18 protein-coding genes and 1 riboswitch are annotated in these 25071 nt (G+C 69.6%); of the genes, 6 read left to right on the top strand and 12 right to left on the bottom strand.

Annotation, left to right across the window (positions count from 1 at the left end):
* Window position 1 precedes the first annotated feature (1 nt).
* From L0U85_RS08160 to L0U85_RS08125, 8 genes are all read right to left on the bottom strand, one after another.
* Window positions 2-2014 carry a magnesium chelatase subunit D family protein gene (locus L0U85_RS08160; RefSeq protein WP_241377261.1) on the bottom strand — a complete coding sequence of 671 codons (2013 nt, stop codon included), beginning with the start codon at window positions 2012-2014 and terminating at the stop codon, window positions 2-4.
* Entirely contained in the window at window positions 2011-5805 is a 3795-nt protein-coding gene (cobN, locus tag L0U85_RS08155; RefSeq protein ID WP_241377260.1) for a cobaltochelatase subunit CobN, read from the bottom strand. Before cobN ends, L0U85_RS08160 begins: the two co-directional genes overlap by 4 nt.
* Window positions 5795-7357 (bottom strand): cobyric acid synthase, encoded by a 1563-nt coding sequence (locus tag L0U85_RS08150; protein ID WP_241377259.1) that lies wholly within the window; start codon window positions 7355-7357, stop codon window positions 5795-5797. The genes cobN and L0U85_RS08150 overlap by 11 nt, the downstream gene beginning before the upstream one ends.
* A complete protein-coding gene (locus L0U85_RS08145) occupies window positions 7354-8319 on the bottom strand; it encodes a cobalamin biosynthesis protein (RefSeq protein ID WP_241377258.1) in 966 nt (321 codons plus the stop codon). Before L0U85_RS08145 ends, L0U85_RS08150 begins: the two co-directional genes overlap by 4 nt.
* Complete coding sequence (locus tag L0U85_RS08140) at window positions 8316-8903, bottom strand: histidine phosphatase family protein (RefSeq protein ID WP_241377257.1); 588 nt, start codon at window positions 8901-8903, stop codon at window positions 8316-8318. Before L0U85_RS08140 ends, L0U85_RS08145 begins: the two co-directional genes overlap by 4 nt.
* Complete coding sequence (locus tag L0U85_RS08135) at window positions 8900-9628, bottom strand: CbtA family protein (protein WP_241377256.1); 729 nt, start codon at window positions 9626-9628, stop codon at window positions 8900-8902. The genes L0U85_RS08140 and L0U85_RS08135 overlap by 4 nt, the downstream gene beginning before the upstream one ends.
* Window positions 9628-9813 (bottom strand): CbtB domain-containing protein, encoded by a 186-nt coding sequence (locus L0U85_RS08130; protein WP_241377255.1) that lies wholly within the window; start codon window positions 9811-9813, stop codon window positions 9628-9630. The genes L0U85_RS08135 and L0U85_RS08130 overlap by 1 nt, the downstream gene beginning before the upstream one ends.
* 48 nt (window positions 9814-9861) lie before the next feature.
* A riboswitch (cobalamin riboswitch) is annotated at window positions 9862-10063 on the bottom strand.
* A gap of 275 nt (window positions 10064-10338) precedes the next feature.
* Window positions 10339-11427, bottom strand: a complete 1089-nt coding sequence (locus tag L0U85_RS08125) for a cellulose binding domain-containing protein (protein ID WP_241377254.1) — start codon at window positions 11425-11427, stop codon at window positions 10339-10341.
* Window positions 11428-11660: 233 nt separating this feature from the next.
* Between L0U85_RS08125 and L0U85_RS08120 the strand changes: the two genes are divergently transcribed.
* The 3 genes from L0U85_RS08120 to L0U85_RS08110 all read left to right on the top strand — a co-directional run bounded on the left by L0U85_RS08120 (window position 11661) and on the right by L0U85_RS08110 (window position 14486).
* Entirely contained in the window at window positions 11661-12110 is a 450-nt protein-coding gene (locus L0U85_RS08120) for an MFS transporter (protein ID WP_347177389.1), read from the top strand.
* A gap of 133 nt (window positions 12111-12243) precedes the next feature.
* Window positions 12244-13380: a sulfite oxidase gene (locus tag L0U85_RS08115; RefSeq protein WP_277605557.1), complete on the top strand. Its 1137-nt coding sequence runs from the start codon at window positions 12244-12246 to the stop codon at window positions 13378-13380.
* 131 nt (window positions 13381-13511) lie between these two features.
* A complete protein-coding gene (locus L0U85_RS08110) occupies window positions 13512-14486 on the top strand; it encodes a TIGR00341 family protein (RefSeq protein WP_241377251.1) in 975 nt (324 codons plus the stop codon).
* Window positions 14487-14499: 13 nt separating this feature from the next.
* Here the strand turns inward: L0U85_RS08110 and L0U85_RS08105 are convergent, their stop codons facing one another.
* The gene (locus L0U85_RS08105) at window positions 14500-15249 is read right to left on the bottom strand and encodes a hypothetical protein (RefSeq protein WP_241377250.1); all 750 of its coding nucleotides are present in this window, start codon (window positions 15247-15249) and stop codon (window positions 14500-14502) included.
* A gap of 448 nt (window positions 15250-15697) precedes the next feature.
* On the opposite strand from L0U85_RS08105, the gene L0U85_RS08100 reads away from it, so the two are divergent.
* Window positions 15698-17275 carry a ricin-type beta-trefoil lectin domain protein gene (locus L0U85_RS08100; RefSeq protein WP_241377249.1) on the top strand — a complete coding sequence of 526 codons (1578 nt, stop codon included), beginning with the start codon at window positions 15698-15700 and terminating at the stop codon, window positions 17273-17275.
* A gap of 59 nt (window positions 17276-17334) precedes the next feature.
* Window positions 17335-18903 (top strand): NAD(P)/FAD-dependent oxidoreductase, encoded by a 1569-nt coding sequence (locus L0U85_RS08095; protein ID WP_241377248.1) that lies wholly within the window; start codon window positions 17335-17337, stop codon window positions 18901-18903.
* Window positions 18904-18930: 27 nt separating this feature from the next.
* Here L0U85_RS08095 and L0U85_RS08090 read toward each other — a convergent pair whose 3' ends face one another.
* Together L0U85_RS08090 and L0U85_RS08085 are read right to left on the bottom strand one after the other, a co-directional pair.
* Entirely contained in the window at window positions 18931-21750 is a 2820-nt protein-coding gene (locus L0U85_RS08090) for an HAD-IC family P-type ATPase (protein ID WP_347177386.1), read from the bottom strand.
* Between the two features lie 166 nt (window positions 21751-21916).
* Window positions 21917-22351, bottom strand: a complete 435-nt coding sequence (locus L0U85_RS08085) for a CBS domain-containing protein (protein ID WP_347177385.1) — start codon at window positions 22349-22351, stop codon at window positions 21917-21919.
* 431 nt (window positions 22352-22782) lie between these two features.
* On the opposite strand from L0U85_RS08085, the gene L0U85_RS08080 reads away from it, so the two are divergent.
* Complete coding sequence (locus L0U85_RS08080) at window positions 22783-23988, top strand: RtcB family protein (RefSeq protein WP_241377245.1); 1206 nt, start codon at window positions 22783-22785, stop codon at window positions 23986-23988.
* Window positions 23989-24262: 274 nt separating this feature from the next.
* On the opposite strand, the gene L0U85_RS08075 is transcribed toward L0U85_RS08080, so the two are convergent.
* Entirely contained in the window at window positions 24263-24682 is a 420-nt protein-coding gene (locus L0U85_RS08075) for a hypothetical protein (RefSeq protein ID WP_241377244.1), read from the bottom strand.
* Window positions 24683-25071 lie beyond the last annotated feature (389 nt).

Raw genomic sequence — 25071 nt, 5'->3', positions numbered from 1 at the left:
GTCAACGGCCGGTGGCGAGGCGGATGGTGCGGGCGAGATCGCCGGAGGCGAACCGGTCGAGTTCGACGCAGGGCGCGGCGAGGTGGCGGGCCAGCTCGGCGGCCAGGCCGGTGCGGACGAACCCGGATTCGGTGTCGACGACCAGGCCGGGTACGTCCTTGGCGGCCAGGAGGTTCGCGGCCCGGTGGGCCTCGTCGACCGCGTCGGGCCCGGCGTTGGCGCGGCCGTCGGTGACGGCGACGAGGAGCGGGCGTCGGTCGGGGTCGCGTCGGGCATGGCGTTCGACGAGGTCGGCGGCTCGCAGAAGCCCGGCGGCGAGCGGGGTGCGGCCGCCGGTGGGCAGGACGGCGAGGCGGCGTTCGGCCAGTTCGACGCCCGCGGTCGGCGGCAGCACGGTCTCGGCGTCCCTGCCGCGGAAGGTGACCAGGGAGACCAGGTCGCGGCGCTGGTAGGCGTCGAACAGCAGGGCGCGGACGGCGCCTTTGACCGCGCCCATGCGGCGGCGGGCGCCCATCGACCCGGAGGCGTCGACGCACAGGACGATGAGGTGGCCCTGCTTCCCCGAGCGTTCGTAGTGGCGCAGGTCGGCCCGGCCGACCTGGATCGGGCCGGAGCGCGCGGCGGCGGCTGTGAGCGTCGGCGAGGCGGCGAGGTCGGCGGCGCGGGGCGTCTCTCCGGCGCGGAGCGGCCTGGCCCGGACGGCGGCTCCCCGGCGGGACCGGCCCCGGCTGCGGCGGCCGGCGGCGCCGAGGCGGCGCTGCGGGGCGGTGATGAGGTTCGCCGACCTCGGGGTCTCGGTCGGGGCTTCGACGCGGCCCGAGGGCGCCGGGGCGAGGTCGTCCCGGCGCTCGCCGGGGGCGTCCGCTTCGGACGGCTGCGGGGCGGGTCCGTGCCGCGGCGTGCCCTGCGGTTCGGACGGTCGGCCTTGGTCTCCCGGTCCGGACGGGGTCGGCCCGGTCTCGTCGGGGTCGTCGCCGTCGTCGGGGTCGTCGTCGGGGCCTTCTCGGGGCGGTTCGGGTTCGTCGTCGCCGAGGAGGCGGTCGAGTTCGTCCTCGTCTATGCCGGGGTCGTCGAACGGTCCCCGGCGGCGGCGGTGCGGGAGCGCGAGCAGGCAGGCCTCGCGGACGTCGGCACGGGTGACATCGGTGCGCCCGTCCCAGGCCGCCAGCGCGGTGGCGGTCCGGGCGGTGACGATGTCGGCACGCATCCCGTCGACGCCGAACGCCGCGCAGACCTCGGCGATCTTCACCAGCCACGCGTCGGTGAGCGCGACCTGGTCGAGGAGGCGCCGGGCCGCGACCAGGCGCTCGGCCAGGAGTCGCTCGTCGTCCGCGAACCGGTCGGCGAATCGCTCGGGGTCGCCGTCGTGGGCGAGGCGTCGGCGCACCACCTCGGCGCGGTCGGATGCGTCGGCGGGAGCGGCGGTCTCGACGGTGAGGCCGAACCGGTCGAGCAGCTGCGGTCGCAGTTCGCCTTCCTCGGGGTTCATGGTGCCGACGAGTTGGAATCTCGCTGGATGGCGAGCCGAGACGCCTTCGCGTTCGATGTGGTTGACGCCCATGGCGGCGGCGTCGAGGAGCGCGTCGACGAGGTGGTCGTCGAGCAGGTTGACCTCGTCCACGTAGAGCAGTCCTCGGTGGGCGCGGGCGAGCAGTCCGGGTTGGAAGGTGCGAACCCGGTCGGTGAGGGCGCGTTCGAGATCGATCGAGCCGATGAGCCGGTCTTCGGAGGCGCCGACGGGGAGTTCGACCAGCGGGGTCGGGCGGTGCTGGACCGGTGCGTCCTCGCAGGTGGGGCACAGCTCGGCGGGATGGTCGGGCGGGCAGTTGTACCCGCAGCCGGCGCGGGTGGCGATGTCGGGCAGGAGCGCGGCGAGGCCGCGCACGGCCGTCGATTTGGCCGAGCCCTTGGAGCCGCGCACGAGGACCCCGCCGATGCGCGGGTCGACAGCGCCGAGCAGGAGCGCGGCGGTGAGCCGTTCCTGGCCGACGAGGGCGCTGAACGGGTAGGTCATGCTCGTTCCTCTCCTCGGTCCTCGACCGCGCCTTCGGCGTCGAGGTGGGCCTGGCGCAACTTGTCGAGCAGCTCTGGATCGGGTTCGGCCCACAGTCCCCGCTCGACGGCTTCGAGGAGCCGCTCGGTGATGCCGTGCAGCGCCCACGGGTTGGAGTCCTCCATGAAGTCCCGCACGTCCTCGTCGAGGACGTAGGACTCGGTGACCTTGGCGTACTGCCAGTCCTTCACGACGTTCGCGGTGGCGTCGTATCCGAACATGTAGTCCACTGTGGCGGCGAGTTCGAAGGCTCCCTTGTAGCCGTGGCGCCGCATGCTGGCGATCCAGCGCGGGTTGACCACGCGGGAGCGGAAGACCCGGTCGACCTCCTGGCCGAGCGTGCGGGCGGCCGGGCGGGACGGGTCGGAGGAGTCGCCGATGAAGGCTTCGGGGGCGGCCCCGGTGAGGTGGCGGATCGCGGCGATCATCCCGCCGTGCTCCTGGAAGTAGTCGTCGGAGTCGAGGATGTCGTGCTCGCGGGTGTCGGTGTTCTTCACGGCGACCTGGACGCGCCGCAGGTTGGCGTGCAGGTCGTCGTGCGCCTCGACGCCGTCGAGGCCGCGGCCGTAGGCGTGGCCGGACCAGACGGTGAAGACCTCGGCGAGGTCGGCGGTGTCGCGCCAGTTGCGGGCGTCGATGAGCGGCAGAAGTCCGGCCCCGTAGGCGCCGGGCCTGGCACCGAAGATCCGCGCGGTCGATCGCCGCCGGGCCGCGGCGCCGGTGATGCCTTCGGCTTGCAGCCGTTCGAGGTCGGCGAGGGCGTGGGCTCGCACGAAGTTCGCTTCGAGCGGCTCGTCCAGTGCCGCGACCGTCTCCACGGCGCGGTCGACGAGGGCCACGAGGTGCGGGAAGGCGTCGCGGAAGAAGCCGGAGATGCGGACGGTGACGTCGATGCGGGGGCGGCCGAGCTCGGCGAGGTCGACGACCTCAAGGTCGACGACGCGGCGGGTCTCCTCGTGCCAGACCGGGCGGACGCCGAGCAGGGCGAGGATCTCGGCGATGTCGTCGCCGTGCGTGCGCATGTTGGCGGTGCCCCACACGACGATGCCGACGGTCTCGGGCAGGCTCCCGCGCCGCTCCTCGTGGGTGGCGAGGAGCGCGTCGGCGAGCTTGACGCCGACGTCCCAGGACAGGCGGCTCGGCAGGCTCTTGGGGTCGACGGAGTAGAAGTTCTTGCCGGTGGGGAGCACGTCGAGGCGTCCGCGGGTGGGCGAACCGGAGGGTCCGGCCGGCAGGTACCGACCGTCGAGGGCCGATAGGAGCCGGTCGATCTCGGCGGCGGAGGCGCGGACGCGGGGCACGACCTCGGTGCAGGCGAAGCGGAGCACGTCGGCGACGGCCGGCGCGGAACGCCTCAGTCTATTGTCGACAATCTGATTGTCGGCTTCGGGATCCCAGCCGGACTCGGCCAGGTCCTCCACCATGGCGCCGGTAAGGTGGTCGAGCCGGTCGAGGACGTCGCCGCGGGTGGCGGCCGGGCCGGGGGCGAGGCGGGTCAGCGCGGTGGTGTCGGCCTCGACGCGGACGCCGCCGTCACGAGTCAGTTCGGCCTCGTCGAATCCGAACTCGGCGGCGACGACGGAGCGCAGGCCCGGGGTGTCGCCTTGGGGCAGGCGCAGGATCGCCCTGACCAGGCCGCGCAACTGCTCGCCGTCCGGCGGCGCGCCGAGGATGTGGAGGCCGTCGCGGATCTGGAGGTCCTTGATCTCGCACAGGTGCCCGTCGACGTGGGTGATGAGGTCGCCGAAGTCGTCTTCGCCGGGCATGGCCTCGACGTCGAGTTCGCGGGCGATGTTCGCCTCGACCAGCAGCGCCCAGATCTGCTCGCGGATGGCCGCGAGCTTGGTCGGGTCGAGCAGTTCGAGTTCGGCGTGCTCGTCGAGCAGCTGCTCCAGTCTCGTGAGCTCGTCGTAGGTCTCGGCGCGCATCATCGGGGGCACCAGGTGGTCGACGATGACCGCGTGGGCGCGGCGCTTGGCCTGCGTGCCCTCGCCGGGGTCGTTGACGACGAACGGGTAGAACAGCGGCACGTCGGTCAGGGCGGCGTCGGTCGCGCAGGTGGCCGAGAGGCCGACGCCCTTGCCCGGCAGCCATTCGAGGGTGCCGTGCTTGCCGACGTGGACGATCGCGTCGGCGCCGAAGACGCGGGTGATCCACCAGTACGCTCCCAGGTACTGATGGGTGGGCGGCAGTTCGGGGTCGTGGTAGATCGCCACGGGGTCGTCGCCGAAGCCTCGCGGCGGCTGGATCGCGAGGACCACGTTGCCCATGCGGAGGGTGGCGGTGACCAGGTTGCGTCCGTCGGGGGTGAGCAGGACCTCGCCGGGCGGCGGGCCCCATTGGGCTTCAACGGATTCGCGCAGGTCGTCGGGCAGGAGCTTGAACCAGGCGGCGTAGTCCTCGACGGGCAGTTTGGCGTCGGCGGCGGCGAGTTGGGCGTCGGTGAGCAGGTCGGCGTCGAAGCCGCCCCGGTCGATCAGGGCGTGGATGAGCGCGTCCGAGTCCTCCAGCAGGCGGGGGTCGACGTCGCCGAGGTCGTAGCCGGTCTCGCGCATGCGCCGCAGCAGCGCCGCGCACGAGGCGGGGGTGTCGAGACCGACGCCGTTGCCGATGCGGCTGTGCTTGGTCGGGTAGTTCGACAAGACCAGAGCGATCCGCTTGTCCGAGTGTGGGACCCGGCGCAGGCGGGCGTGGCCGGCAGCGATGCCCGCGACGCGCTCGGTGCGTTCGGCGTCGGCGACGTAGCGGATCACCGGGCCACCGATGCGCTCGTCGTCCTCGGTGAGTTCCTTGAAGGAGAAGGGGACGCCGATGACGCGGCCGTCGAACTCGGGGAGCGCGATCTGCATCGCCGTGTCCATCGGGGACAGACCCGCGACGCTGTCGACCCAGGTCTGGCGAGATCCGGTGGAGGCCAGCGCCTGGATGACCGGGACGCCGAGTCGCTGGAGCGCCTCGGCCTTCCAGGTGGGCGTGTCGGCGGCGGTGGCGCCTCCCATGGCCAGGACGGTGACGAGCAGCGCGTCGGGCTTCACCCCGGCTTCATCGAGCATGGACAGCAGGCCGACGCTCCCGTCGGCGTCGGGCCGCAGCGAGTAGCAGTGCAGTCCGACGGCCTGGGCCCCTTGGGCTTCGATCGCGTCGATGAGGGCGTCGACGAACGCGGTGTTGCCGCTGACCAGGTGCGAGCGGTAGAAGACGACGCCGATGAGCGGCCGTTCGGGATCGACGGCGGCGAGCGGGTCGGCCTCACGGGGATGGTAGACGCCGTGGTCGGGCAGCTCGATGGGCGGCTCGAAGCCGAGCCCGGTGAGCAGCAGCGTGTCCGACAGGAATCGCAGAAGCTGCTCGGTGTTGTCGATCCCGCCGAGGCGCAGGTATTCGAAGGCTTGGGCGAGTGCGGCGGTCGGGGCGGTGGACAGGGCGGTGAGCTCGGCGTCCGGGGATCCCTCGCCGGAGAGCGCCAGGAGCGGAATGCCTGCTTTGACGCAGCGTTCGCGCAGCTGGTCGAAGAGTTCGGGGAAGGCCGCGCGGCCGCCGAGTAGTCGGGCGACGACGACCTGGACGTCGGCCAGGGCCGTGTCGATCCAGTCCTCGTCGCCTCCCGCGCGGGCCGGGTTGAGCGCCCGCAGCTTCGGGGCATCCTGGGGAAGCCGGTCGACCGCGCCGGCCGCGGCCAGGATCTCGGTGTCGGCGGTGGTGAGGAACAGGATGGTCGCGTCGGCGACGCTTGCGGAGCCGTCAATTGGCATGGTGTTCGTCTTCTCCCCCAGTCCAGACGCGCGGCGCGGGTGCGCCGCCCGGCGGTGCGATCGGCAGGTCGGCCGGTGGGCCGTCCGCCAGCAGCGTTTCGAGCGCGTTCACGTCGAGGTGGTCGGCGACCAGGTCGCCGAGGCGGTCGAGGCGGCGTTCCCGGACGGCCGCGAACGGCTCGTCTCCGGGCTTCCACTCGCGTCCGGCGGTCTCGGCCACGATGGACAGGAAGGCGCGACGGGCCTCGTCGTGTTCGAGGACACCGTGCCAGCTGGTCCCCCACACCGATCCGACCACGCAGCCCTCGTCGCGGCCGTGGGCGTCGCGCAGCCAGGTCCGGCCGTCGTGGACGGTGGGGCGGCCGTGGCGGATGGAATAGCCTCCGGCGGGCGCGCCGCCGAGTCCCGGGGCGGTGCCGGTGTGCATCGCGAGGGTCTTGGACTCGGCGAACTGGCAGGTCACCGGGAGCAGGCTCAGACCCGGCACGGTGCCGGAGCGCGACTCGACGTCGTCGGTGATCGCTCGGCCGAGCATCTGGTAGCCGCCGCAGATCCCCATGACGGGGCCGCCGTCCGCGGCGCGGTCGGCGATCGCCTCGGCCAGGCCGTTGTCGCGCAGCCAGGCGAGGTCGCCGACGGTGTTCTTGGTGCCGGGCAGGACCACCAGGTCGGCGCGGCGGACCTCGGCGGCGGAGTCGGTGAATCGCACGGACACGCCGGGTTCGGCGGCCAGCGCGTCCACATCGGTGAAGTTGGCGATGCGCGGCAGCCGTACCACCGACACCGCCAGACTGTCGGACCCCAGTGGCGCAATGGCTGCAAGGGGCCGGTCGAGGGCGAGGGAGTCCTCGGCGTCGAAGTCGAGGCCGTTCAGGTGCGGAAGGACACCGAGGCACGGGCGGCCCGTGAGTTCGCGCAGCTGTTCCAGTCCCGGTTCGAGGACGGCCGGGTCGCCTCGGAAGCGGTTGATGACGAAGCCGGCGATGAGCGCCTGGTCGTCGGGTTCGAGCAGCGCGAGCGTGCCGTAGAGCGCGGCGAGGGCGCCGCCGCGGTCGATGTCGGCGATGAGCAGCACGGGCATGTTCGCCGCGCGGGCGAGTCCCATGTTGGCGAGGTCGTGCGGGCGCAGGTTGATCTCGGCGGCGCTGCCGGCGCCTTCGCAGACGACGGCGTCGAATCGTCCTTTGAGGTCGTTGAGGGCGTCGAGCACAGCGGGAAGGAGGGCGGTGCGGCGCCGGTGGTAGTCGCGCGCGCCGGCGTCGAACGCGGGCCTGCCCATGACGACGACCTGGCTGTGGCGCTCGCCGGTGGGCTTGATGAGTATCGGGTTCATGGCGGTCTCGGGCGGGATGCCGCAGGCGGCGGCCTGGGCGGCCTGGGCGCGGCCGATCTCGCCGCCGTCGACGGTGACGGCCGCATTGAGCGCCATGTTCTGGGCCTTGAACGGGGCCACCGAGACCCCTCGGCGTTTGAGGTGGCGGCAGACGCCCGCCGTGATGACGCTCTTGCCGACGTCGGAGCCCGTGCCCGCCAGTAGGATCGCGCCGCTCATCGCAGCCTCCCGGCACGTTTGCCCCTCTGCGGGCGTCGCCTTGACGCCGTTGCGGCCGCGCAGACGGCGGCGGCGGCGGACACGGCCGCGGAGAGGCGGACGGCTCGGCGCAGGTCGGCCGCGTTCGGGGCGGGCCCCCCGCCCATCGCGGGCCGGGTGTCGGTGTGGCCGGGGTAGCGGTTCTCGCCGCCGCCGAGCGTGCGGTCGAGGGCCCCGGCGAAAGCGGCCTCGACCTGCCCGGCGTTGGGGCTGGGATGCGCGCCGCCGTCTCGGTGCCAGATCCGCGCGGCGCTGCCCGGGGAGCCGCCGACGACCGGCGCGAGGACGACCGCCAGAGCGGCCGCGCAGCGCGCCGGGATCCAGTTGGCGGCGTCGTCGAGTCGGGCGGCCGCCCAACCGAACCGGCGATACCGCGGCGACTTGTGTCCGATCATCGCGTCGAGGGTGTTCACGGCGCGGTAGGCCGCGAGCCCGGCGGGCCCGGCCATCGCGCCCCACCACAGCGGGGCGACGACGGCGTCGGAGGTGTTCTCGGCTACCGATTCGACCGCGGCGCGCACCACCTCGGTCTCGCTCAGGTGCGCGGGGTCGCGTCCGCACAGTGCGGGCAGGCGCCTCCGGGCCTCGTCGAGGTCGCCGTGCTCGATCGCCGCCGCGATTCCGGCGGCCTCGCGGCGTAGAGAGTGTCCGCCGACGACGGTCCAGGTCAGGGCCGCCGCCATGGCGGCGCGGGCACAGGGGCGGCGCTTCGCGGCGCGGTCCGCGGCCACGGCGAGCAGCGCCGTGGCCGCCACCAGGGTTCCGGTGTGGACGGACCCGGCCAGCCGGGAATCTCGCCAGGTGCGCCGTTCGACGTCGGCTGCGAGCCGCCCGAATCCGGCGACGGGGTGGCCGCGCCGGGGGTCGCCGACCATCATGTCGGCCGCGCAACCGGCGAGGATGCCGATGCCCCAGGCCTTCATCTCCCCTCCCCGCCGGCGTCGGCGTTGACGGATCGGACCGTCCAGACCCCGGAGCGGCAGTGCAGGACGGTGACCGAGCAGGGGGCCACATCGAGCCGCCAGAATGCCGCGTCGGGGGCGTCGAGGACGGCCGCGACGGCGGCCTTGACAGGGCCGCCGCTGGTGAACACCACGGTGTCCTCAACGGTCTCGGCGAGGTCTGAGAGCGCCGCGCGGACGCGTTCGCGCAGCGACAGAAGGGACTCGCCGCCAGGCGGCGCCGATCGCGGGTCGTCGAGCCAGGCGGAGAGCCGTCGGGGGTCGCGGTCGCCGATCTCGCTCAAAGTCGAACCGGCCCAGTCCCCGAAGTCCAGTTCGGACCAGCGGGGATCGGACGCGACCGGCTCGAATCCGGCGAGGAGGGCCGTGCGGAGGCACCGCGCGGCCGGGGCCGCGACCGCCGCGGAGCCACGGAGCCTGCCGCGCAGCCCGCTCGCCTCGGTCTCACCGGCCTCGTCGAGCGGCTCGTCGAGCGGGAACGCGTGGCGGCGGGTCGCGGCGGTCGGCGCGTGGCGCACCAGGGTCAGCCGCGAGAACGACTTCACGTCGCCGCCTTCAACGCGGCACGGTGCCACAGCCAGGCGAAGCCGACGGCAAGGCCGAGCCACAGAATCGCCTGCGTACCCATGGACGCCAGGCGGAAGTCCCACAACAGTGCGGCGGGCACTTCGATCGCGACGCCGCTGGACGGCATTGCGACGAACAGCACGCCGTACAGGACCACGGCAGCGGCGCCGATCGCGAGCTGGCGCGTGACGTCGTCCATGCCGCGGGCGCGCAGTCGTCTGGACGCCATGCACAGCAGCACGGCCAGGGCGACCGAGGCGACGATCGATATGAGGAACCAGGTGGTCCGCGAGCCGACCGTATCCGGGTCGCCGACGCCGGGCGGGTTGGACGGGTACTTCAGCGCCGGAAACAGGGCGACGGCGGCCCAGGCTGCGACTCCGAAGGCCAGACCGGACTTCCACCGATCGCGGGATCCCTTGGCGAGCAGCGCGAAGGCGAGCCCGAACAGTCCGCCGTACGCCGCACCGACCAGCGCGGTACCGACCGGCAGGAGGCCCTGCTGCAGGGTGCGGTCGACCGCGAACCCTTCGTCGTGATCGTGGGCCGCTTGGGCCGATTCGTGGGCAGCGACGTCCGCTTGCTCCTCGAGCGCGATGGCCTCCCCGAGGGGGACCTCGCCGACGAGCAGCGCGAACGCTCCGGCCACGAGACCGGCCAGCAGCCCCGCCGCGAGTCCGCGGCGAACACTGTCGGTGAGCATCAGTGGCAGGGGAATCCGAGCAGATGGCGGGCGTCGTGGAAGGCCTCGTGCAAGACCGGCAGGCCGCCGGTGATCGTGCCCTGCTCGAAGGCGACCAGGAACAACGTCGCTGTGAAAGCGAAGAGCGACAGCGCGATGCGGCCCCACTTCGGCGTGGTTACGGGTATGGCGGTAATGGCAGTCATGTCGACCTCCTCGGGGATCCTCGTCCCCTCAGTCGTGACGGAAGGCCTCAGTCTTCTGGCTCTCGGATCATCACTGTCCGCCCGGCCTTCCCGGGTCACAGGACCCAGTGGCCGCGCTCGGTCCGGCCAGGGCTCCGCGCCGCGCTCGACGGCCGCTGAAGGCGTCCGTCGGGCTCCGGCGGCAACCCCGGGGCGGGCAGCTCTCCGAATACAGTGGCGGGACCGCCGCAGAATCACACTGCGTTCCTGACCGCCTCCGTCGAATGGAACCTGAACGTACTACACGCCGTAGCCGCTGTCCACCCCAGTGTCCGCCCAGACCCTGCGCGGCCACCTCACCGAGTTCACGACCGCGCGACCCGATGGTTCGCAGCCCCTCGCCGAACGCGCCGGGATTGAACCGGAGGTCACTTCGGCCGTCAGCGGCGCTCGATCACTCGGTCCTCGAGTTGCGCTGCTCCGTCGAGGAGGGCGGCGCCGGTCCCTTGTGGGTCCGGCGCCGCTTCGCACGTGGGACGAACGGCGTCAGGAATCGGAAGCCGACGCAAGGACACCGTCGAGCGCGGCGAACCAGTTCGCGGCGATCTTGACGTAGCCGTCCTCGTCGGGGTGGACCCCGTCGTAGGTGTCGACCTCCGGGTCGAACCCGGTGTACTGGTCGACCACGACGATCGGCGACCGCTCGGTCGTCAGTTCCGCGGCCCATCCGGGGATCGTGGCGTTCAGGTCGACGGCCCGCTGCGGGCACTCCGCGCAATTGTCCGGGTGCAGCGGGATAATCTGCGCTACCAGGACGACCGCGTCCGGGTTGAGCTCGCGCAAGTCCTCGACGATCGAGGTGTAGGCGTCGAGGATCTGCGCGGGGGGAATCGCCGACCACACGTCGTTGGTGCCGAAGTGCATCAGCAGCACGTCGGGGGTGTTGGCCTCCAGCCACATCCGCGTGTCGCCGTTCGCCACCGCCTGTGTGACCTGGACGCCGCCGTGCCCCTCGTGGTGCGGGTCGGCTTGGCTTGGCGGGCAGCCCTGGGACAGCGATCCGACGTAGGAGATCTCATGACCGGCGTCGACGAGGAGGTCCCACAAGTTGCCCCGCCAGCAGCCGGGACTGCCGGTGATCGAATCGCCGAGAGGCATGATCGACACCGGTCCCGTCGGCGGGTCGGTCGTGGGATCGTCGGTGGGGGTCACAGTGGGATCGGTCGGCGGCTCACTCGGATCCGCCTGCCCGTCGCACACGTCGCCGTTGACGGAGATCGTCCCCGGCGCGTCGGCGCTGCCGGATCCTATGAATCCGAAGACCTCACTGGTCTCCCCTGAGGCAATGGCGGCATTCCATCCGACGTCGGAACCGCTGAAGGTGGTGCCGCTCTGGCTCCAATCGACGTTCCAGGCGCTGCTGACGGTCGTGCCGGAGGGGAATTCCCAGCTCATCTCCCAGCCGTCGATGGGCTCGTCCGCAGTGATCGCGACATTCGCCTGGAAGCCGCCTCCCCAGTCGCTGACGATACGATAGTCGACATCGCAGCCTTCCTCGGCGAGTGCCGGGTTCGCCGAGGCGATCGTCAGCGCGGCGGAACTGAGGGCCACGACCGCGATCGCGGCGGCCGCCATCCTCCTATGATTTCGAGCTCTTTGCATATTTCAATATCCTCTGATCTGGTGGAGTCGGCGCCGCGGCTCTTCGAGCGGACCGCAGTGGCGGGTCCTGCTGGAGATGGAGCCGGGATCGAGTCGAAAGTCATTAGGGAGCGCTCCCAATAGGAACTTCCGTATGAACCCGACCATCTCGGTGACACCCCATCCGGAGTGAAACGGAAAGCCACCCTTACGGATCGTATCAGTAAATAATCAAGTATGTAAATGTCCTGCGATCTCCCCGAGGCCTTCTCCAAGCCCTGGCATTCCCGTTCTACGCGGTCGTCCCGACCTGGTGGTTGCTGCTGGCCGTCGCCTTCGCCGAATCGGTGGTCAGCCCCGTCTACAACGTGGCGCTCGACAACTACCGCCTCGCACGGACGCCCGACCACATGCGGGGCCGGGTGACCGCCGGCATCGCCACCCTGGTCACCGGCGCCTCCGCACTCGGTGCCATGGCCTGCGGCGCACTCATCGCCGCATTCGGTCCGGTGTGGCTCACCTGGGCGCTGGCGGGCTGGCTCGCATTGTTGGCGATCGCCGCCACCTGGAGTGGCACGGTACGACGCGCCGAGCAGCAGGCGGTCGAGAAGTACACTCACGCTCACCGGTCCCGCGACATGAAAGTATCCCTCGTACTACTGCGGCACTTGGCGTGACTGCGGATAGAGCTCGTCGGGAACCTTGCGGGCCACTGGACTGCTCGCCGACGCATCGGATCGCTCACGCCTCGCACGTCCGCTTCGCGGCGAACACCTACGCGCAAGGCGCGGCCCGACATACGATCCGGGCATGAGTCGTCGACTCGATGACGTGAGCACGCCTGCTCGGCTGGCCGAGGCCGAGGAGGGTATCGGCCGCGACGAGCTGGCGCTCGCGACCCGCAACCACGGCCTGCCCCTGGAGGCGCTGCGCTACGACGTGACCCCGCCTGGCCTGCACTACGTCCTCACCCACTACGACATCCCCTACCTCCCTGAGGACGCCGCTTGGGAGTTGACGATCGACGGTCTCGTCCGCCATCCGCTGCGGCTGGGCATGGATGATCTGCGGTCCTATCCGGCAGTCACAGCCCGCGTCACCATGGAGTGCGCCGGCAACGGTCGGGCCCGGCTCGTCCCCCGGCCGGTGAGTCAACCGTGGCTGGTGGAAGCGGTCGGCACCGCCGACTGGACGGGTGTGCCCCTGCGCCTCCTACTCGCCGACGCCCAAGTGAGGGACGGTGCGGTCGATGTCGTCTTCACCGGTGCCGACCACGGTGTGGAGCGAGGCGTCGAACAGGACTACCAACGAGCCCTCCCTCTGGAGGTGGCGACGGTCGATGAACCCGAAGTGCTGGTCGCCTACGCCATGAACGGCGCCCCGCTGCCGCCGCAGCACGGACAACCGCTGCGCTTGGTGGTCCCCGGCTGGTACGGCATGGCGCAAGTCAAGTGGCTGCGCGACATCACCGTCTCCGACGCTCCGTTCACCGGATTCCAGCAGACCTCGGCCTACCGGCTCAGGCAGGAACCGCACGAGCTCGGCGAGCCGGTCACTCGGATCGCACCACGTGCGCTGATGGTCCCTCCCGGGTTTCCGGACTTCATGTCTCGGTCACGTGTGACTCGACCGGGCCCAGTGTCCCTCGAAGGCCGCGCCTGGTCCGGCCGGGCGCCGATCGCGACGGTGGAGGTCACCACCGATGATGGGCGTACCTGGAGCGAGGCGGACCTGGACGAGGCGACCGCCCACCCCTGGGCCTGGCGCCGGTGGCGGTTCGAGTGGACGGCCGAGCCCGGCGAACACCTCCTGAGCGCACGGGCCACCGACGCCGAGGGCAACACGCAACCGCTGAACCAGCCTTGGAACAGAGGCGGCTTCGCCAACAACCTGGTCCAACGGATCCCGGTCCTCTGCCTGGACACGGAAGGCTCACGAAGCGGATAGACCTCATCCGGCGGTGATTCCGAAACCCGAGCTCGACCGGCTCAGATGAACCGCCCGTTTTCATCTCGATCAGGCGCTTCACACCATATAGTCGCGGTCAGGCCTACCTGAACGAACCAGCGGGAGCATTCTTGAGCGTACTGATCCCCGCCACCCAGCGCCGGAGCCTTGACACCCTCCGCGACAGCCTCGAACTGGACTACGGCGAGAGCGGTGCGAAACGGTCCGCCTATTGGTCCATGCTCACCCTGTCCGGCTTCATCGCGGTCGCCGGAGTCCTGGCCGACTCGACCGCCGCGGTCATCGGCGCCATGATCATCGCACCGCTGTCCACCCCGATCCTGGCCGTCGGCCTGGGCATCGTCGTCGGTGACGCCGCGATGGTCGGTCGTTCCCTGCTGTACGTGGCCGCCAGCGTCGTCGCGGTGGTCGCGATCGGGTTCGGCATCTCCTCGATGCTGCCCGATCCGACCGACGCGCTCGCCAATTCGCAGATCGAGGGCCGCACTTCCCCGACGATCATGGATCTGATCGCGGCGATCGCCACCGGCTTCGCCGGGGCCATCGCGGCCACTCGCAGAGACGTAGGCACCGTGCTGCCCGGAGTCGCCATCGCGATCTCGCTCGTGCCGCCTCTGGGCGTGATGGGGGTGTGCTTCGGAGACGGCAATCCGTTCCTGGCGCTCGGCGCATTCGTGCTGTTCTTGTCGAACGTCGTGGTCCTGGTGGTCGCATCGATCCTGGTCTTCAAGATCGGCGGCTACTTCCAAGAGGCTGAGGTGGCCGCGGAGCCGAGCTGGAGGCGCCGCGCCTACCCGGTCCTCGCGGCCGTGTTCGTGGCCGTCGCGATCCCCATCGGACTCAATTCCATGACAGCGTTGTGGAGCAGCCAGATCGAGGCCGCCGCAGAGAACTGGTCGGACGCCTACGTCGACGAGGTGAGCTGGCAGGCCCACAAGGTGGTGATCGAGGTGCGCAGCCCCGACGATCTGCCACCGGTCGAGGAGCTCCAGGAGGCGGTCGACAAACTGGTCTTCCTCCATCCGGAGGTTGTACTGGTGCATACCGTGGGCGAGCGCGTCACCGTAGAAACCGCAGGCCGCTGACCGTCCTAGTCCGTCAACGATGAAGGCTCCCGGCGACCAGGTCCTGAAGCCGGTTCTTCGCCTGGTTGACCGGTCTTCGCAGCCGGTGTTCACGGCGACGGGCCCGGTTGAGCTTGCGCACCCCGCGAGGCCTGTCGGAGCGATACCGCCACCGCGACCAAGGCGACTGCGGACGAGCCAGCCGGATCGCCCCGAACAGCAGCGGCAGGAGAATGAACATGCCGAACACCGCGGTCCAGACCTTGCCCTTGAGCACGGTGACGACCGCCAGACCGAGCCCGATCAGGAGGGGCCACACCTGCCAGACTCCCGAGGCCTCGGAATCGGGTTCGAACCCGAAGAACGGATGCATTCCCAGCAGCAGCATCGCGGTGACCGCGATGAGCCCGAACATCGCGTCCACCGAGATCCGGCCCTCCTCGGACCAGTAGACGTCGTCGAGGTGAAGGATCAGCGCGAACTCGTCGATCACCAGCGCGGTGCCGACGCCGAACAGGGCCGCCGCAGCGGACGTCCAGCCGACGAGCTCGTCCGGAACCGCCAGTCCGGACACTCCACCGACCACCATGAAGCCGAGACCGAACACCATGTGGTGCACATGTCTGCCTCCGGGCGTGACATTGCCGGGCCACCAACGCACGTTCGCCCGGATCAACCGCACCGAGACGCGAATGAACAGGAACCCGACCACCATGCCGGCGAAGAAGCACAACAGCGGCATGCGTCCGGGGTCGATGATCCGATCGTCGAACCAGTCCGCCATGGCCGCTAACCGCCGGCCACGAGCGGGAGCGGCAGACCATGGCGGATGCAACGACCGATGACGGCCACGACCGGCGAGTTCATCTGGTCATGTTCACACACGCCTCCCGAGTTGGGTGCCGTTTCGCCCCAGCCGGCGATCGGCCGACCGTTCATCCCTCGCAAGAAGCTCGGATGGCCGGCGGCGGATTCGTGATCCCATGATGATCGACAGGACTCGAAGTCCATTTAAAATCATCAATGTCAATTGCAACAGCAGTCTGTTTCAGCGCCCCTGGATCACCCTTTCCTCCATGATGTTCAGCCACTTATCGGCAGCCATCAACGTGCCGCGTTCTCCTTCCATTCCTTCAAGAATGGCAGCCTCGAAGGCTTCACATTACCGCCGAGTAACGGTAGTGTCCCTATTACAACTCGTCGACAGCGATGTTTCCGAATAGGAGACTGCCATGTCCACTCCCCGGATACGTTCGGCTGCGGCGCTGGCCACCGCAGCTCTCACCACCATGACTCTGTCCATAGCGGTGGCACCGGCTCAAGCGGCGGAACACCCTGACATCGTTCCCCTGCCCGACCACCTCGAATCCATCCGCGCCGCCGAGGCCACCGATCTGTACGGCAGCCCCGACATCCTCCCCCTCGAGGATCGCAAGACCTCTCTGATCTCCATGGGAGACAGTCAGATCTCGGGCGAAGGCGTCGGCAACTACGAACCCGACACCCACACGGACGGCAACTGGTGCGACCGCTCCTACGACCAGGCGCTGTTCCGCACCGGTATCGAAAGCGACGCCCAATACAACATCTCGTGCTCCGGCGCCACCTCCCAGCACCTGATCGAAGGCAACGGTCAGCAGCAGTGGGACGAGCTCAACCAGGGCGACCACCTCGCCGTCAAGGCCCGCAACACCAACGTCAAGTTGGTATGGATCATCGTGGGCGCCAATGACGAAGGCGGCATCGAGTTCGGCCCGACCGCCACCGAGTGCGTCGCCGACCGGATCCTGTTCCTGGGGCCGTGCTGGCCGGACCACACCGAGGACTGGGAGGCCCGCGTCCAGGTGAGCCGGCAAGGCGTGGAGACCGCGATCGACGCGGTCCGGCAGACCATGACCGACGCCGGCTACCTGCCGGCGGACTACGACATGGTCGTCATGTCCTACTCCAGCCCCGGCGGCCCCGACGTCGAGGACAACCCGGACTTCCCCGGGTGGTACCAAGGCGGCTGCCTGCTCTATCTCGCCGACGCCGCCTTCGCCCGCAACAAGGCCGTGCCCCTGTTCGAGCAGGGCATCCGCCAGGCTGCGCTCGGCAAGGACGTCCGCTATCTCAACGCCCAGCGTCTGTTCGACGGTCACGGCGTATGCGACGACGACCCTTGGGCCCGCGGAGTCTACGCCGAAGTGGGACTGCTGCCTTCAGAACACGCCTTCCGGCAGTCGCTGCATCCCAACTACCTCGGTCACGGAGCATTCGCCCAATGCATCACCCGGTTCCACGAGCGTCCCGAGTGGGACACCTCGACCTGTGTGGACCCGGCCAGTACCGGCAGCGCCACACTCTACGAAGGGCTGTTCGAGTTCAAGGATCTCAAGAACACCGGCAGCGGACTGTGCGCGGACGCCGAGGGCTACGACTCAAGAAACGGCACCCACCTGATCTCGTGGGACTGCCACGGCGGCCGCAACCAGGGCTTCTGGCATGACGAGGGTCGGCGGTCACTGCACGTGGAGCTCAGTCACGACCGCTGCGTCGATGTCGACGGCGGCAGGATGGAGGCCGGGACCGCGCTCGTGCTGTGGGACTGCCACGGCGGCCTCAACCAGGAGTTCGTCCTGACCGACACCGGCATCCATCCGGCAGGCCACTCGGACCTGTGCATCGGTTTCGACGGGACCGGGACCGCGGCACCGCTGGTGCTGACCGAGTGCGGCACCGCCGCCAGCGGCTTCGAGCTCGCCGACCGCTCCTACGACGATCCGGTCGGCTACGGCTATGACGATTGGATCGGCGCGAGCGTCTACTGATCGCCCCGAAACGGCGTCGGATCTCGATATTCGGTAGGCCGTCTGTGTAAGGGTTGAGCATGCCTCTGCACACGTCCTATGACGCCGTCATCGTCGGCGGCGGCCACAACGGCCTGGTCTCGGCGGCCTATCTCGCCCGCGCCGGCAAGAGCGTCCTGGTCTTGGAGCGACTGGGACACACCGGCGGAGCGGCGATCTCCGCTCCGGCGTTCCCGGGCGTGGACGCGCGGCTGTCGCGGTACTCGTACCTGGTCAGCCTGCTGCCGCGCAAGATCGTCGACGACCTCGGCCTGAAGTTTCAGATGCGCAAGAGAAGCGTCTCCTCCTACACCCCGGCCCAACGCGGTGGGCGGGCGACGGGGCTGCTCGTCAAGCACGACCAGAACCAGACTCGGGAATCCTTCGCACGCCTCACCGGTTCTGACGCCGAGTTCGAAGCGTGGCAGAAGTTCTACGGCTCGGCGGCCTACCTGGCCGGGAAGGTCTTCCCGACGCTCACCGACCCCTTGCCCTCGGAGTCAGAGCTGCGTCGACGCGTCGCCGACGACGGCGTCTGGAACATGTTCTTCGAGCAGCCCCTCGGGGAGACGATTCAGCGCGTCTTCGCCGACGACCTCGTTCGCGGGGTCGTGCTCACCGATGGCCTCATCGGCACGTTCACCTCGGCGTGGGCCGAGGACCTGCGGCAGAATCGCACCTTCCTCTACCACGTCATCGGCAGAGGCACCGGGGACTGGGACGTGCCGGTCGGAGGGATGGGCGCCCTGACCGACGCCCTGGCCGCCGCGGCACGGTCAGCGGGCGCGGAGATCCTCACCGGGCACGAGGTCTCGGCCATCGCCACGGACGGTTCTCGAGCCGAGGTGACCTATGCGAACGAGCAGCGCACCGGGACCGTCGGGTCCCGGCACGTGCTGGTCAACGCCGCTCCTGAAGCTCTGGCGGGTTTCCTCGGTCAGGAGAGCCCGGAGTCGGCCGAGGGAGCCCAGCTGAAGGTCAACATGCTCCTCAAGCGACTTCCTCGGCTTCGTGACGCGGACGTCGATCCCCGCGAGGCGTTCTCCGGAACGTTCCATGTCTCCGAGACGTTCGAGCAGCTCGAGGCCGCCTACGCCGAGGCGGCGTCCGGACGGCTTCCGTCAAAGCCTCCGTCCGAGCTCTACTGCCACTCGTTGTCCGACCCGTCCATTCTGGGTTATGACCTGGTACGCCGGGGATACCAGACCCTGACCCTGTTCGGCCTGCACGCGCCCGCGCGGCTCTTCGAAGGAGAGGAGACCGCGAATCGGGAGACGAGAGTGAGACTCCTCGATGCGACGATCGAGCAGCTTGAGGTGCATCTCGACGAGCCGTTGGCCGACTGCCTGGCGACGGACGCGAACGGAGACCCGTGCATCGAGGCCAAGACTCCCGTCGACCTCGAACGCGACCTCGGGCTTCCGGGTGGGAACATCTTCCATCGGGACCTGTCGTGGCCGTTCCGGACCGACGAGACGCCCGGCCGGTGGGGCGTGGAGACCGACCATGCCAACGTCTTCCTCTGCGGAGCCGGCGCGGCGCGCGGCGGCGGAGTGAGCGGCATTCCCGGTCGCAATGCGGCAATGGCCGTTCTGGAGGCCCGGTCCTGAGGCACAGGGGGCCTCCGGCCGCGGTCGTCACCGTCGGCCAAGGTGAATCCCCGGCCTCGACGAGCGGGTCTTCCGGCGATAGTCGTCCCGCCTTCGGCCGGCGGGCGGCGACTGCCGCATTCGTTTCTCCACGGCCACCACGAGACTCGCCCCGATACCTATTGCCATGATGCGCAGCCAAACGTCCCCACCGATGGGGGCGGTGCCGAACACGGTGTTCATGGCAGGAAGGTAGGTGATGGCGAGTTGGCCGACGGCTTGCACGGTGAGGCCGACGATGACCCACGGGTTGGAGAACAGTCCGATCCGCCAGACCGAGCTGGTCAGTGAGCGGCAGCTGAAAAGATAGAACGCTTCGACCGTCACGAATACGTTCATCGCCGCGGTCCGAGCTTCGGCGGGGTCGGCGCCGTGCGCGAGCTCCCAGTCGAATATCCACCACGAACCGGCGACCAGTATGGTGGAGACCAGAAGGATTCGGAACATGAGCGCTCGTGTGAGCAGCGGCTGATCGGGGTCGCGCGGCGGCCGGGTCATGATCCCGGACTCTTTGGGTTCGAAGGCGAGCATCAGGCCCAGCGCGACGGCGGTCGTCATATTGATCCACAGGATCTGGGTGGGCAGGATCGGGAGCGCTGCGCCGAACAGGATCGCGGCGAGGATCACCAGGCCTTCTCCGATGTTCGTCGGAAGCGTCCACGTGATGAATTTGGTGAGGTTGTCGAAGACACCTCGGCCCTCTTCGACGGCGGCTTCGATGGTGGCGAAGTCGTCATCGGTGAGCACCATGTCGGCGGCGTCCTTCGCGACCTCGGTACCGCTTTCGCCCATCGCGACCCCGATGCCCGCCTGCCGGAGGGCGGGTGCGTCGTTGACTCCGTCACCGGTCATAGCGACCACATGCCCGCGGGCCTGCATTGCAGCGACCAATCGCAGCTTCTGCTCGGGTGAGACTCGAGCGAATACATTGGCGCGATCGACCGCCTCGGGGACTTCCTCGTCGGGAAGCGCGGCCAATTCCGCGCCCGTCAGCACGACGGCCGAGTCACGGTGCTCGAACAGACCTACCTGACCTGCGATCGCGACGGCGGTGGCGGCGTGGTCACCGGTGATCATCTTCACCGAGATGCCTGCACTGTGGCAGGCCGTGACCGCGCGCGCGGCGGCGGCGCGGGGCGGGTCGAGCATCGCCTGCAGCCCGGTCAATACCAGCGTGCCGGGCAGCGCATCCTCACCGAAGCGGTCCGGTTCGAGGCTCCTTGCCGTCGCCGGACACATGGCCGTAGCCAGCACTCGCAGACCTCGATCGGCCAGGGCCTCCGCCGTGCGCGTCGCGGCCACGCGGTCCAGCGGCCGTACGGTGCCCTCGGCGTCCAGCTGGCCGTCGCACAGATCGAGCACCCGCTCGACGGCGCCCTTGGCAAGCACCAGGTGCGCGGTTCCGGGTCCGCTGGCGGCCTCGGAGTGCAGGCTGGCCATGTATTGGCGTTCGGAGCTGAAGGGTATGGTCGCGAGCCGGGGCAGGAGCTCGGCGACCAGGTCGGGGCCGAGTCCCGCCTTCCCGGCGGCCACCAGCATCGCGCCTTCAGTGGGATCGCCGACGATGCCTCTAGTGCCGTCATGCACGGTCAGAGTGGCGTCATTGCAGGCTGCGCCGGCCAGGAGCGACCACCGCAGAGCCTGGTCGCTTTCCACGGACGCCTGCATGCCCGCGGCGTCGCGCACGGCACCGTCGAGGCCGTAGCCTGAGCCCGAGACCTCGTATTCGCAGTCGGGGGTCCAGACGGCTCGCACGGTCATCTGGTTCTCAGTGAGCGTGCCGGTCTTGTCCGTGCAGATGACCGTGGTGCTGCCGAGAGTCTCGACCACCGGCAGGCGCCGCACCACGGCGCGTCGACGGGCCATTCGTGCCACGCCGATCGCCAGGGTGACGGTCACCGCGGCGGGAAGCCCTTCGGGAATCGCCCCTACCGCAAGCGCGATCGCAGCGGTGAACATCTGTGCCGCCTCCTGCCCGCGCAACAGGCCCACGCCGAACGTGAGTGCGGCGAGAGCGAGAATGCCGACGGTCAGGAGCCTGCTGAACCTGGCGAGTTTCACCGTGAGCGGAGTCGACAAGGACTCCGCCGCGCCGACGAGCCGGTGAATCTCCCCCAGCTCCGTACGCGCGCCCGTCGCGCAGACGATGCCGACGCCGCCGCCGGTGGTGACCAGGGTTCCCGAGTACACCATGTTGCGCCGGTCGGCCACCGGGATCGCGTCGGGCAGCGTGGTCTCGCTCTTGTGCACCGGCACGGACTCACCGGTCAACGCCGATTCGTCCACTTGAAGCTCCGCCGAACGGGTCAGCCGCATATCGGCGGGCACCTTGTCACCCGCCTCGATCAAGACGAGGTCGCCCGGCACGAGTTCCTCGGACGGCGCCGTCCGTTGGTGGCCATCGCGGACCACCTTGGCGTGGGTGAGCACCATCGAACGCAGGCTCTCGAGCTCGGATTCGGCCTTCGACTCCTGGATGAAGCCCACGAGCGCATTGATCACCACCACTCCGAAGATCACCGTCGAATCGACGTAGTGCCCCAGCACGGCGGTGATCACGCCGCCGGCGATCAGGACATAGATCAGCGGATTGTGGATCTGGCGCAGGATGCGCACCAGCAATCCGTCACGTTTGGCGGTCGGCAGGCTGTTCGGCCCGAATCGCGCCGACCGGGCTGCGGCCTCTCGGCCGGTGAGGCCGCGCTCCGGGTCGGCCCCCAGCGTCGTCAGCACCTCGTGGACCGCCAACCCGTGATACCTGTGAGGCGCCGTGGGCTCGGGCGCGGTAGTCAGATCATCCCGCAGCATGCGAGTCCCGCTTCGTTTCGCTCATAGAGCCAGCATGATCGGTGGAATGACGTTCGGCAGTAGGTCGAACGTCCCGGCCCATCTCCCCCGGGCATCGCGAAGGTCAGCGGCAACGTCGACCTCGGCCGCGTGGCGCGCCCGGCCCCGGCGTGCTCTGGCGGAGTGGTCAGCCTGCGCTGGAGATGTAGCCCTCGAGCTGCTCCTTCTCGAACTCGAGTTGGCCGATTCGGCCCTTCACGACATCGCCGATGCTCACGATTCCCGCGAGGACCCCGTCGTCGGTGACGACGGGGACGTGCCGAATGCGCTGGTCGGTCATCAGCACCATCAGGTCCTCGATCGAGTCCTCCAAGACGCAGGAATGCACGTCCTCGGTCATGATCTGCAAGACTGGCGCGTCGAGCAGGCCGGGTTCGTTGTGCAGCCCCCTGGCCACGTCCCGTTCCGAGACTATGCCGGCAACGGCGGCGCCGTCCGGACTCACGATCAGCGCGCCCACATTGTGCACGGCCAACTCGGCCAGCAGTGTTCGCACCGGCTCCTCCGGCCTGATGGTGACCACGGCAGATCCCTTGGATCGCAGAATGTCACTTATTCGCACAGCGATCATCCCCTATGCACAGCGGGTAGTCTTCAAGATTACCTCATCCAAGCCCGGCAAAACAGTGGCAATCCACCATTTCTGGGCAGACGATGAAGGTTCACGCAGGGCCGCTCGTGAACGGGCCCGCAGGCAATGGCACCTGGCATCGCCGCCGAACCCGAGCCGGCCGACCGAGACCACGACTCTCCAGCCGTGCGTTCTCGTCCGGTCACCCGGGCCGGGTCCTCGTTCCCGACCAGCAGCCCGAGTCGGTCGGGCGCGACCTGCCACCTGCGGGTACTCCACGATCTCCCGCTGGCGGTCGGCACCGAAGTTCGCGTCCAGCGCCTGGCCGATATCGCGTTGACGCTCCCGCGGTCGTACCGCAGTATGAAGAACACGTTGAAGCCCCTTGTCCCCCAAGATGTTCACGCGGAAGGAAAGTTGCCGTGCCATTCACCCACCTCGACTCCAAGGCGGCGCCGATCCGCCTTTGGGGCGATGTCGATGCCGTCGAGCCACAGGCGCGGGCACAGCTGTACAACATCGCAGAACTCCCGTGGGTCCACGGCGTCGCCGTCATGCCGGACGTCCACTTCGGCATCGGCGCCACCGTCGGGTCGGTCATCGCCATGCGCGGGGCGGTCTCACCGGCCGCCGTCGGCGTCGACATCGGCTGCGGCATGACCGCGCAGCGGACCTCGCTGACCGCCTCGGACCTCCCCGACGACCTCGGACGACTCCGATCCGACATCGAGGCCGCGATCCCGGTCGGGCACGCCATGCACGCCAACTCGGTCGACGCCAAGGGCCTCAAGACGGGCCTGCACGGCTGGCACGGGTTCTGGTCCGCCTTCAGCGACCTGGCCGAACCGGTGGCCCGGCGGGTCGAGGCCAAAGCCATGAAGCAGCTCGGGACCCTCGGCGGCGGCAATCACTTCATCGAGATCTGTCTGTCCGACTCGGACGAGGTCTGGCTGATGCTGCACTCCGGGTCCCGGTACGTCGGCAACGCCCTGGCCCAGCACCACATCGAGCGGGCCAAGAGCCTGCCGCACAACGCCGACCTGCCCGACCCCGACCTGGCGGTCTTCGTGGCGGACACCCCGCAGATGGAGGCCTACCGCCGGGACCTGTTCTGGGCGCAGGACTACGCCCGCCGCAACCGGGCGGTGATGATGGCGCTGCTGCGCAAGGCTTTCCAGAAGCGGTTCCACAAGGCCCGGTTCGAACCCGAGATCTCGGCGCACCACAACTATGTGGCCGAGGAGACCCACGACGGCCAGGACCTCCTGGTCACCCGTAAAGGCGCGATCCGCGCCGGAGCGGGCGACATGGGGATCATCCCCGGCTCGATGGGAGCCTCGAGCTTCATTGTGCGCGGACTCGGCAACGCGGCCGCATTCGAGTCGGCCTCGCACGGTGCCGGCCGGAAGATGAGCCGCAGCGCCGCCAAGCGCCGGTTCACCGCCGAGGACCTGGCCGCCCAGACCGAAGGCGTCGAGTGCCGCAAGGATGCCGGAGTGGTCGACGAGATCCCTGCCGCTTACAAAGACATCGAACAGGTCATGGCCGCCCAGTCCGACCTGGTCGAGATCGTCGCGCGGCTCCGCCAGGTCGTCTGCGTCAAAGGGTTATGGCCACCACCCGGCTGAGGCCGATGGCTTGTCGCTCGTGCCCGCCGCTGACTGCTACAGCGCGAGTCGGGCCCGACCTCCCGACGCTTCGAATTCACGACGTGCGTACCGCGAAGTTCTGGGAGACCTGGACCGACCCGGGACTCGCCACCCGCTACGGCAGGATCGGCGGGAAGGCGGTGGTCTCGACCAAGTGATGAGGGGACCCGGCAAGCCGCGAAGCTCATCGCCGCCACCGAGAAGACCGGGGATCGGGGGGCCGCGGCGCAGGCTCCCCGACCGGGCGCCTCGGTCACTCCTCGCGGGTGCGCCTGCGGCGGTGTTCAGGCACGATGATCAGGCCGCTGGCGGTCCCGGGCAGTCCGGTGAGGTCCTCGCGGCCGCCCGGTGAGGCCCGCCGCTCACCGGTCGCCCAGCCGAGCGCGTCGCGCACACCGATCACATAGGACTCGGTCCAGGTCGCTTCGGGACCCCTCACTCGCGGCGCGCCGGGACGGCCTCGGGCCGCGTTGTCGGCGAGCTGCGCCTCCGCGACGGCGCGCGGCTTCGTCGCAGGAAGGTCGCCTCCGGAGAGGGGCGCGGTTTTACGGCCGAGCAGCCAGTCATAGGCGTCGATCGCGCCCTGAGCCTCGTCGGTGCGCGAGCTCGGCTGGTAGGCCAGGCAGGCGGCGCGGTCGGCCTCGATCTCTGCTGCGGGGCGAAAGTCGCTCATTGACGCAAAACTAACACCACGTCGAACGAGCGTCTCGATCAGATCAGGAGCTTGCGCGAGAACTCGGCGTGGGTCTCGGCGAGCTCGTCCACCTCGACCTGAATTCAGGCTGCCACCGCTCGGCGACGCGGATGCCCATGGAGTCCAATGCGGTCACTGCTAGCAGCGGCTCGAATTCGTCGAACACGCCCCGCTCCCGGCCGCGCTCAACGCCGCGGCCTTTATGCGTTCGGGCTGCGCCGACCGGATCCATGCCGAAGAACGGCCCGTATGCCCCTGAGTTCAAAGACAACGCCGTGGCACTGTCCCATCTGCCCGGTAAGACGATCGTCGGAGTCGCTCGTGACCTGGGCGTCGGTGCCGAGCTCACCGCTGCACGTCACCGGCCC

Origin of the sequence: Glycomyces sp. L485, from assembly GCF_022548875.1 — a bacterium.
In the GTDB taxonomy this organism is placed as follows: Bacteria; Actinomycetota; Actinomycetes; order Mycobacteriales; family Micromonosporaceae; genus Glycomyces.
The sequence above is the reverse complement of the archived record's forward strand: the minus strand, read 5'-3'. Positions and strand labels throughout refer to the sequence as shown.

Bases quoted from the DNA above. Each gene is read 5' to 3' on its own strand.
- L0U85_RS08160 (WP_241377261.1), bottom strand. From the start codon at position 2,014: ATGACCTACCCGTTCAGCGCCCTCGTCGGCCAGGAACGGCTCACCGCC.
- cobN (WP_241377260.1), bottom strand. From the start codon at position 5,805: ATGCCAATTGACGGCTCCGCAAGCGTCGCCGACGCGACCATCCTGTTC.
- L0U85_RS08150 (WP_241377259.1), bottom strand. From the start codon at position 7,357: ATGAGCGGCGCGATCCTACTGGCGGGCACGGGCTCCGACGTCGGCAAG.
- L0U85_RS08145 (WP_241377258.1), bottom strand. From the start codon at position 8,319: ATGAAGGCCTGGGGCATCGGCATCCTCGCCGGTTGCGCGGCCGACATG.
- L0U85_RS08135 (WP_241377256.1), bottom strand. From the start codon at position 9,628: ATGCTCACCGACAGTGTTCGCCGCGGACTCGCGGCGGGGCTGCTGGCC.
- L0U85_RS08130 (WP_241377255.1), bottom strand. From the start codon at position 9,813: ATGACTGCCATTACCGCCATACCCGTAACCACGCCGAAGTGGGGCCGC.
- L0U85_RS08125 (WP_241377254.1), bottom strand. From the start codon at position 11,427: ATGGCGGCCGCCGCGATCGCGGTCGTGGCCCTCAGTTCCGCCGCGCTG.
- L0U85_RS08115 (WP_277605557.1), top strand. From the start codon at position 12,244: ATGAGTCGTCGACTCGATGACGTGAGCACGCCTGCTCGGCTGGCCGAG.
- L0U85_RS08105 (WP_241377250.1), bottom strand. From the start codon at position 15,249: ATGGCGGACTGGTTCGACGATCGGATCATCGACCCCGGACGCATGCCG.
- L0U85_RS08100 (WP_241377249.1), top strand. From the start codon at position 15,698: ATGTCCACTCCCCGGATACGTTCGGCTGCGGCGCTGGCCACCGCAGCT.
- L0U85_RS08095 (WP_241377248.1), top strand. From the start codon at position 17,335: ATGCCTCTGCACACGTCCTATGACGCCGTCATCGTCGGCGGCGGCCAC.
- L0U85_RS08090 (WP_347177386.1), bottom strand. From the start codon at position 21,750: ATGCTGCGGGATGATCTGACTACCGCGCCCGAGCCCACGGCGCCTCAC.
- L0U85_RS08075 (WP_241377244.1), bottom strand. From the start codon at position 24,682: ATGAGCGACTTTCGCCCCGCAGCAGAGATCGAGGCCGACCGCGCCGCC.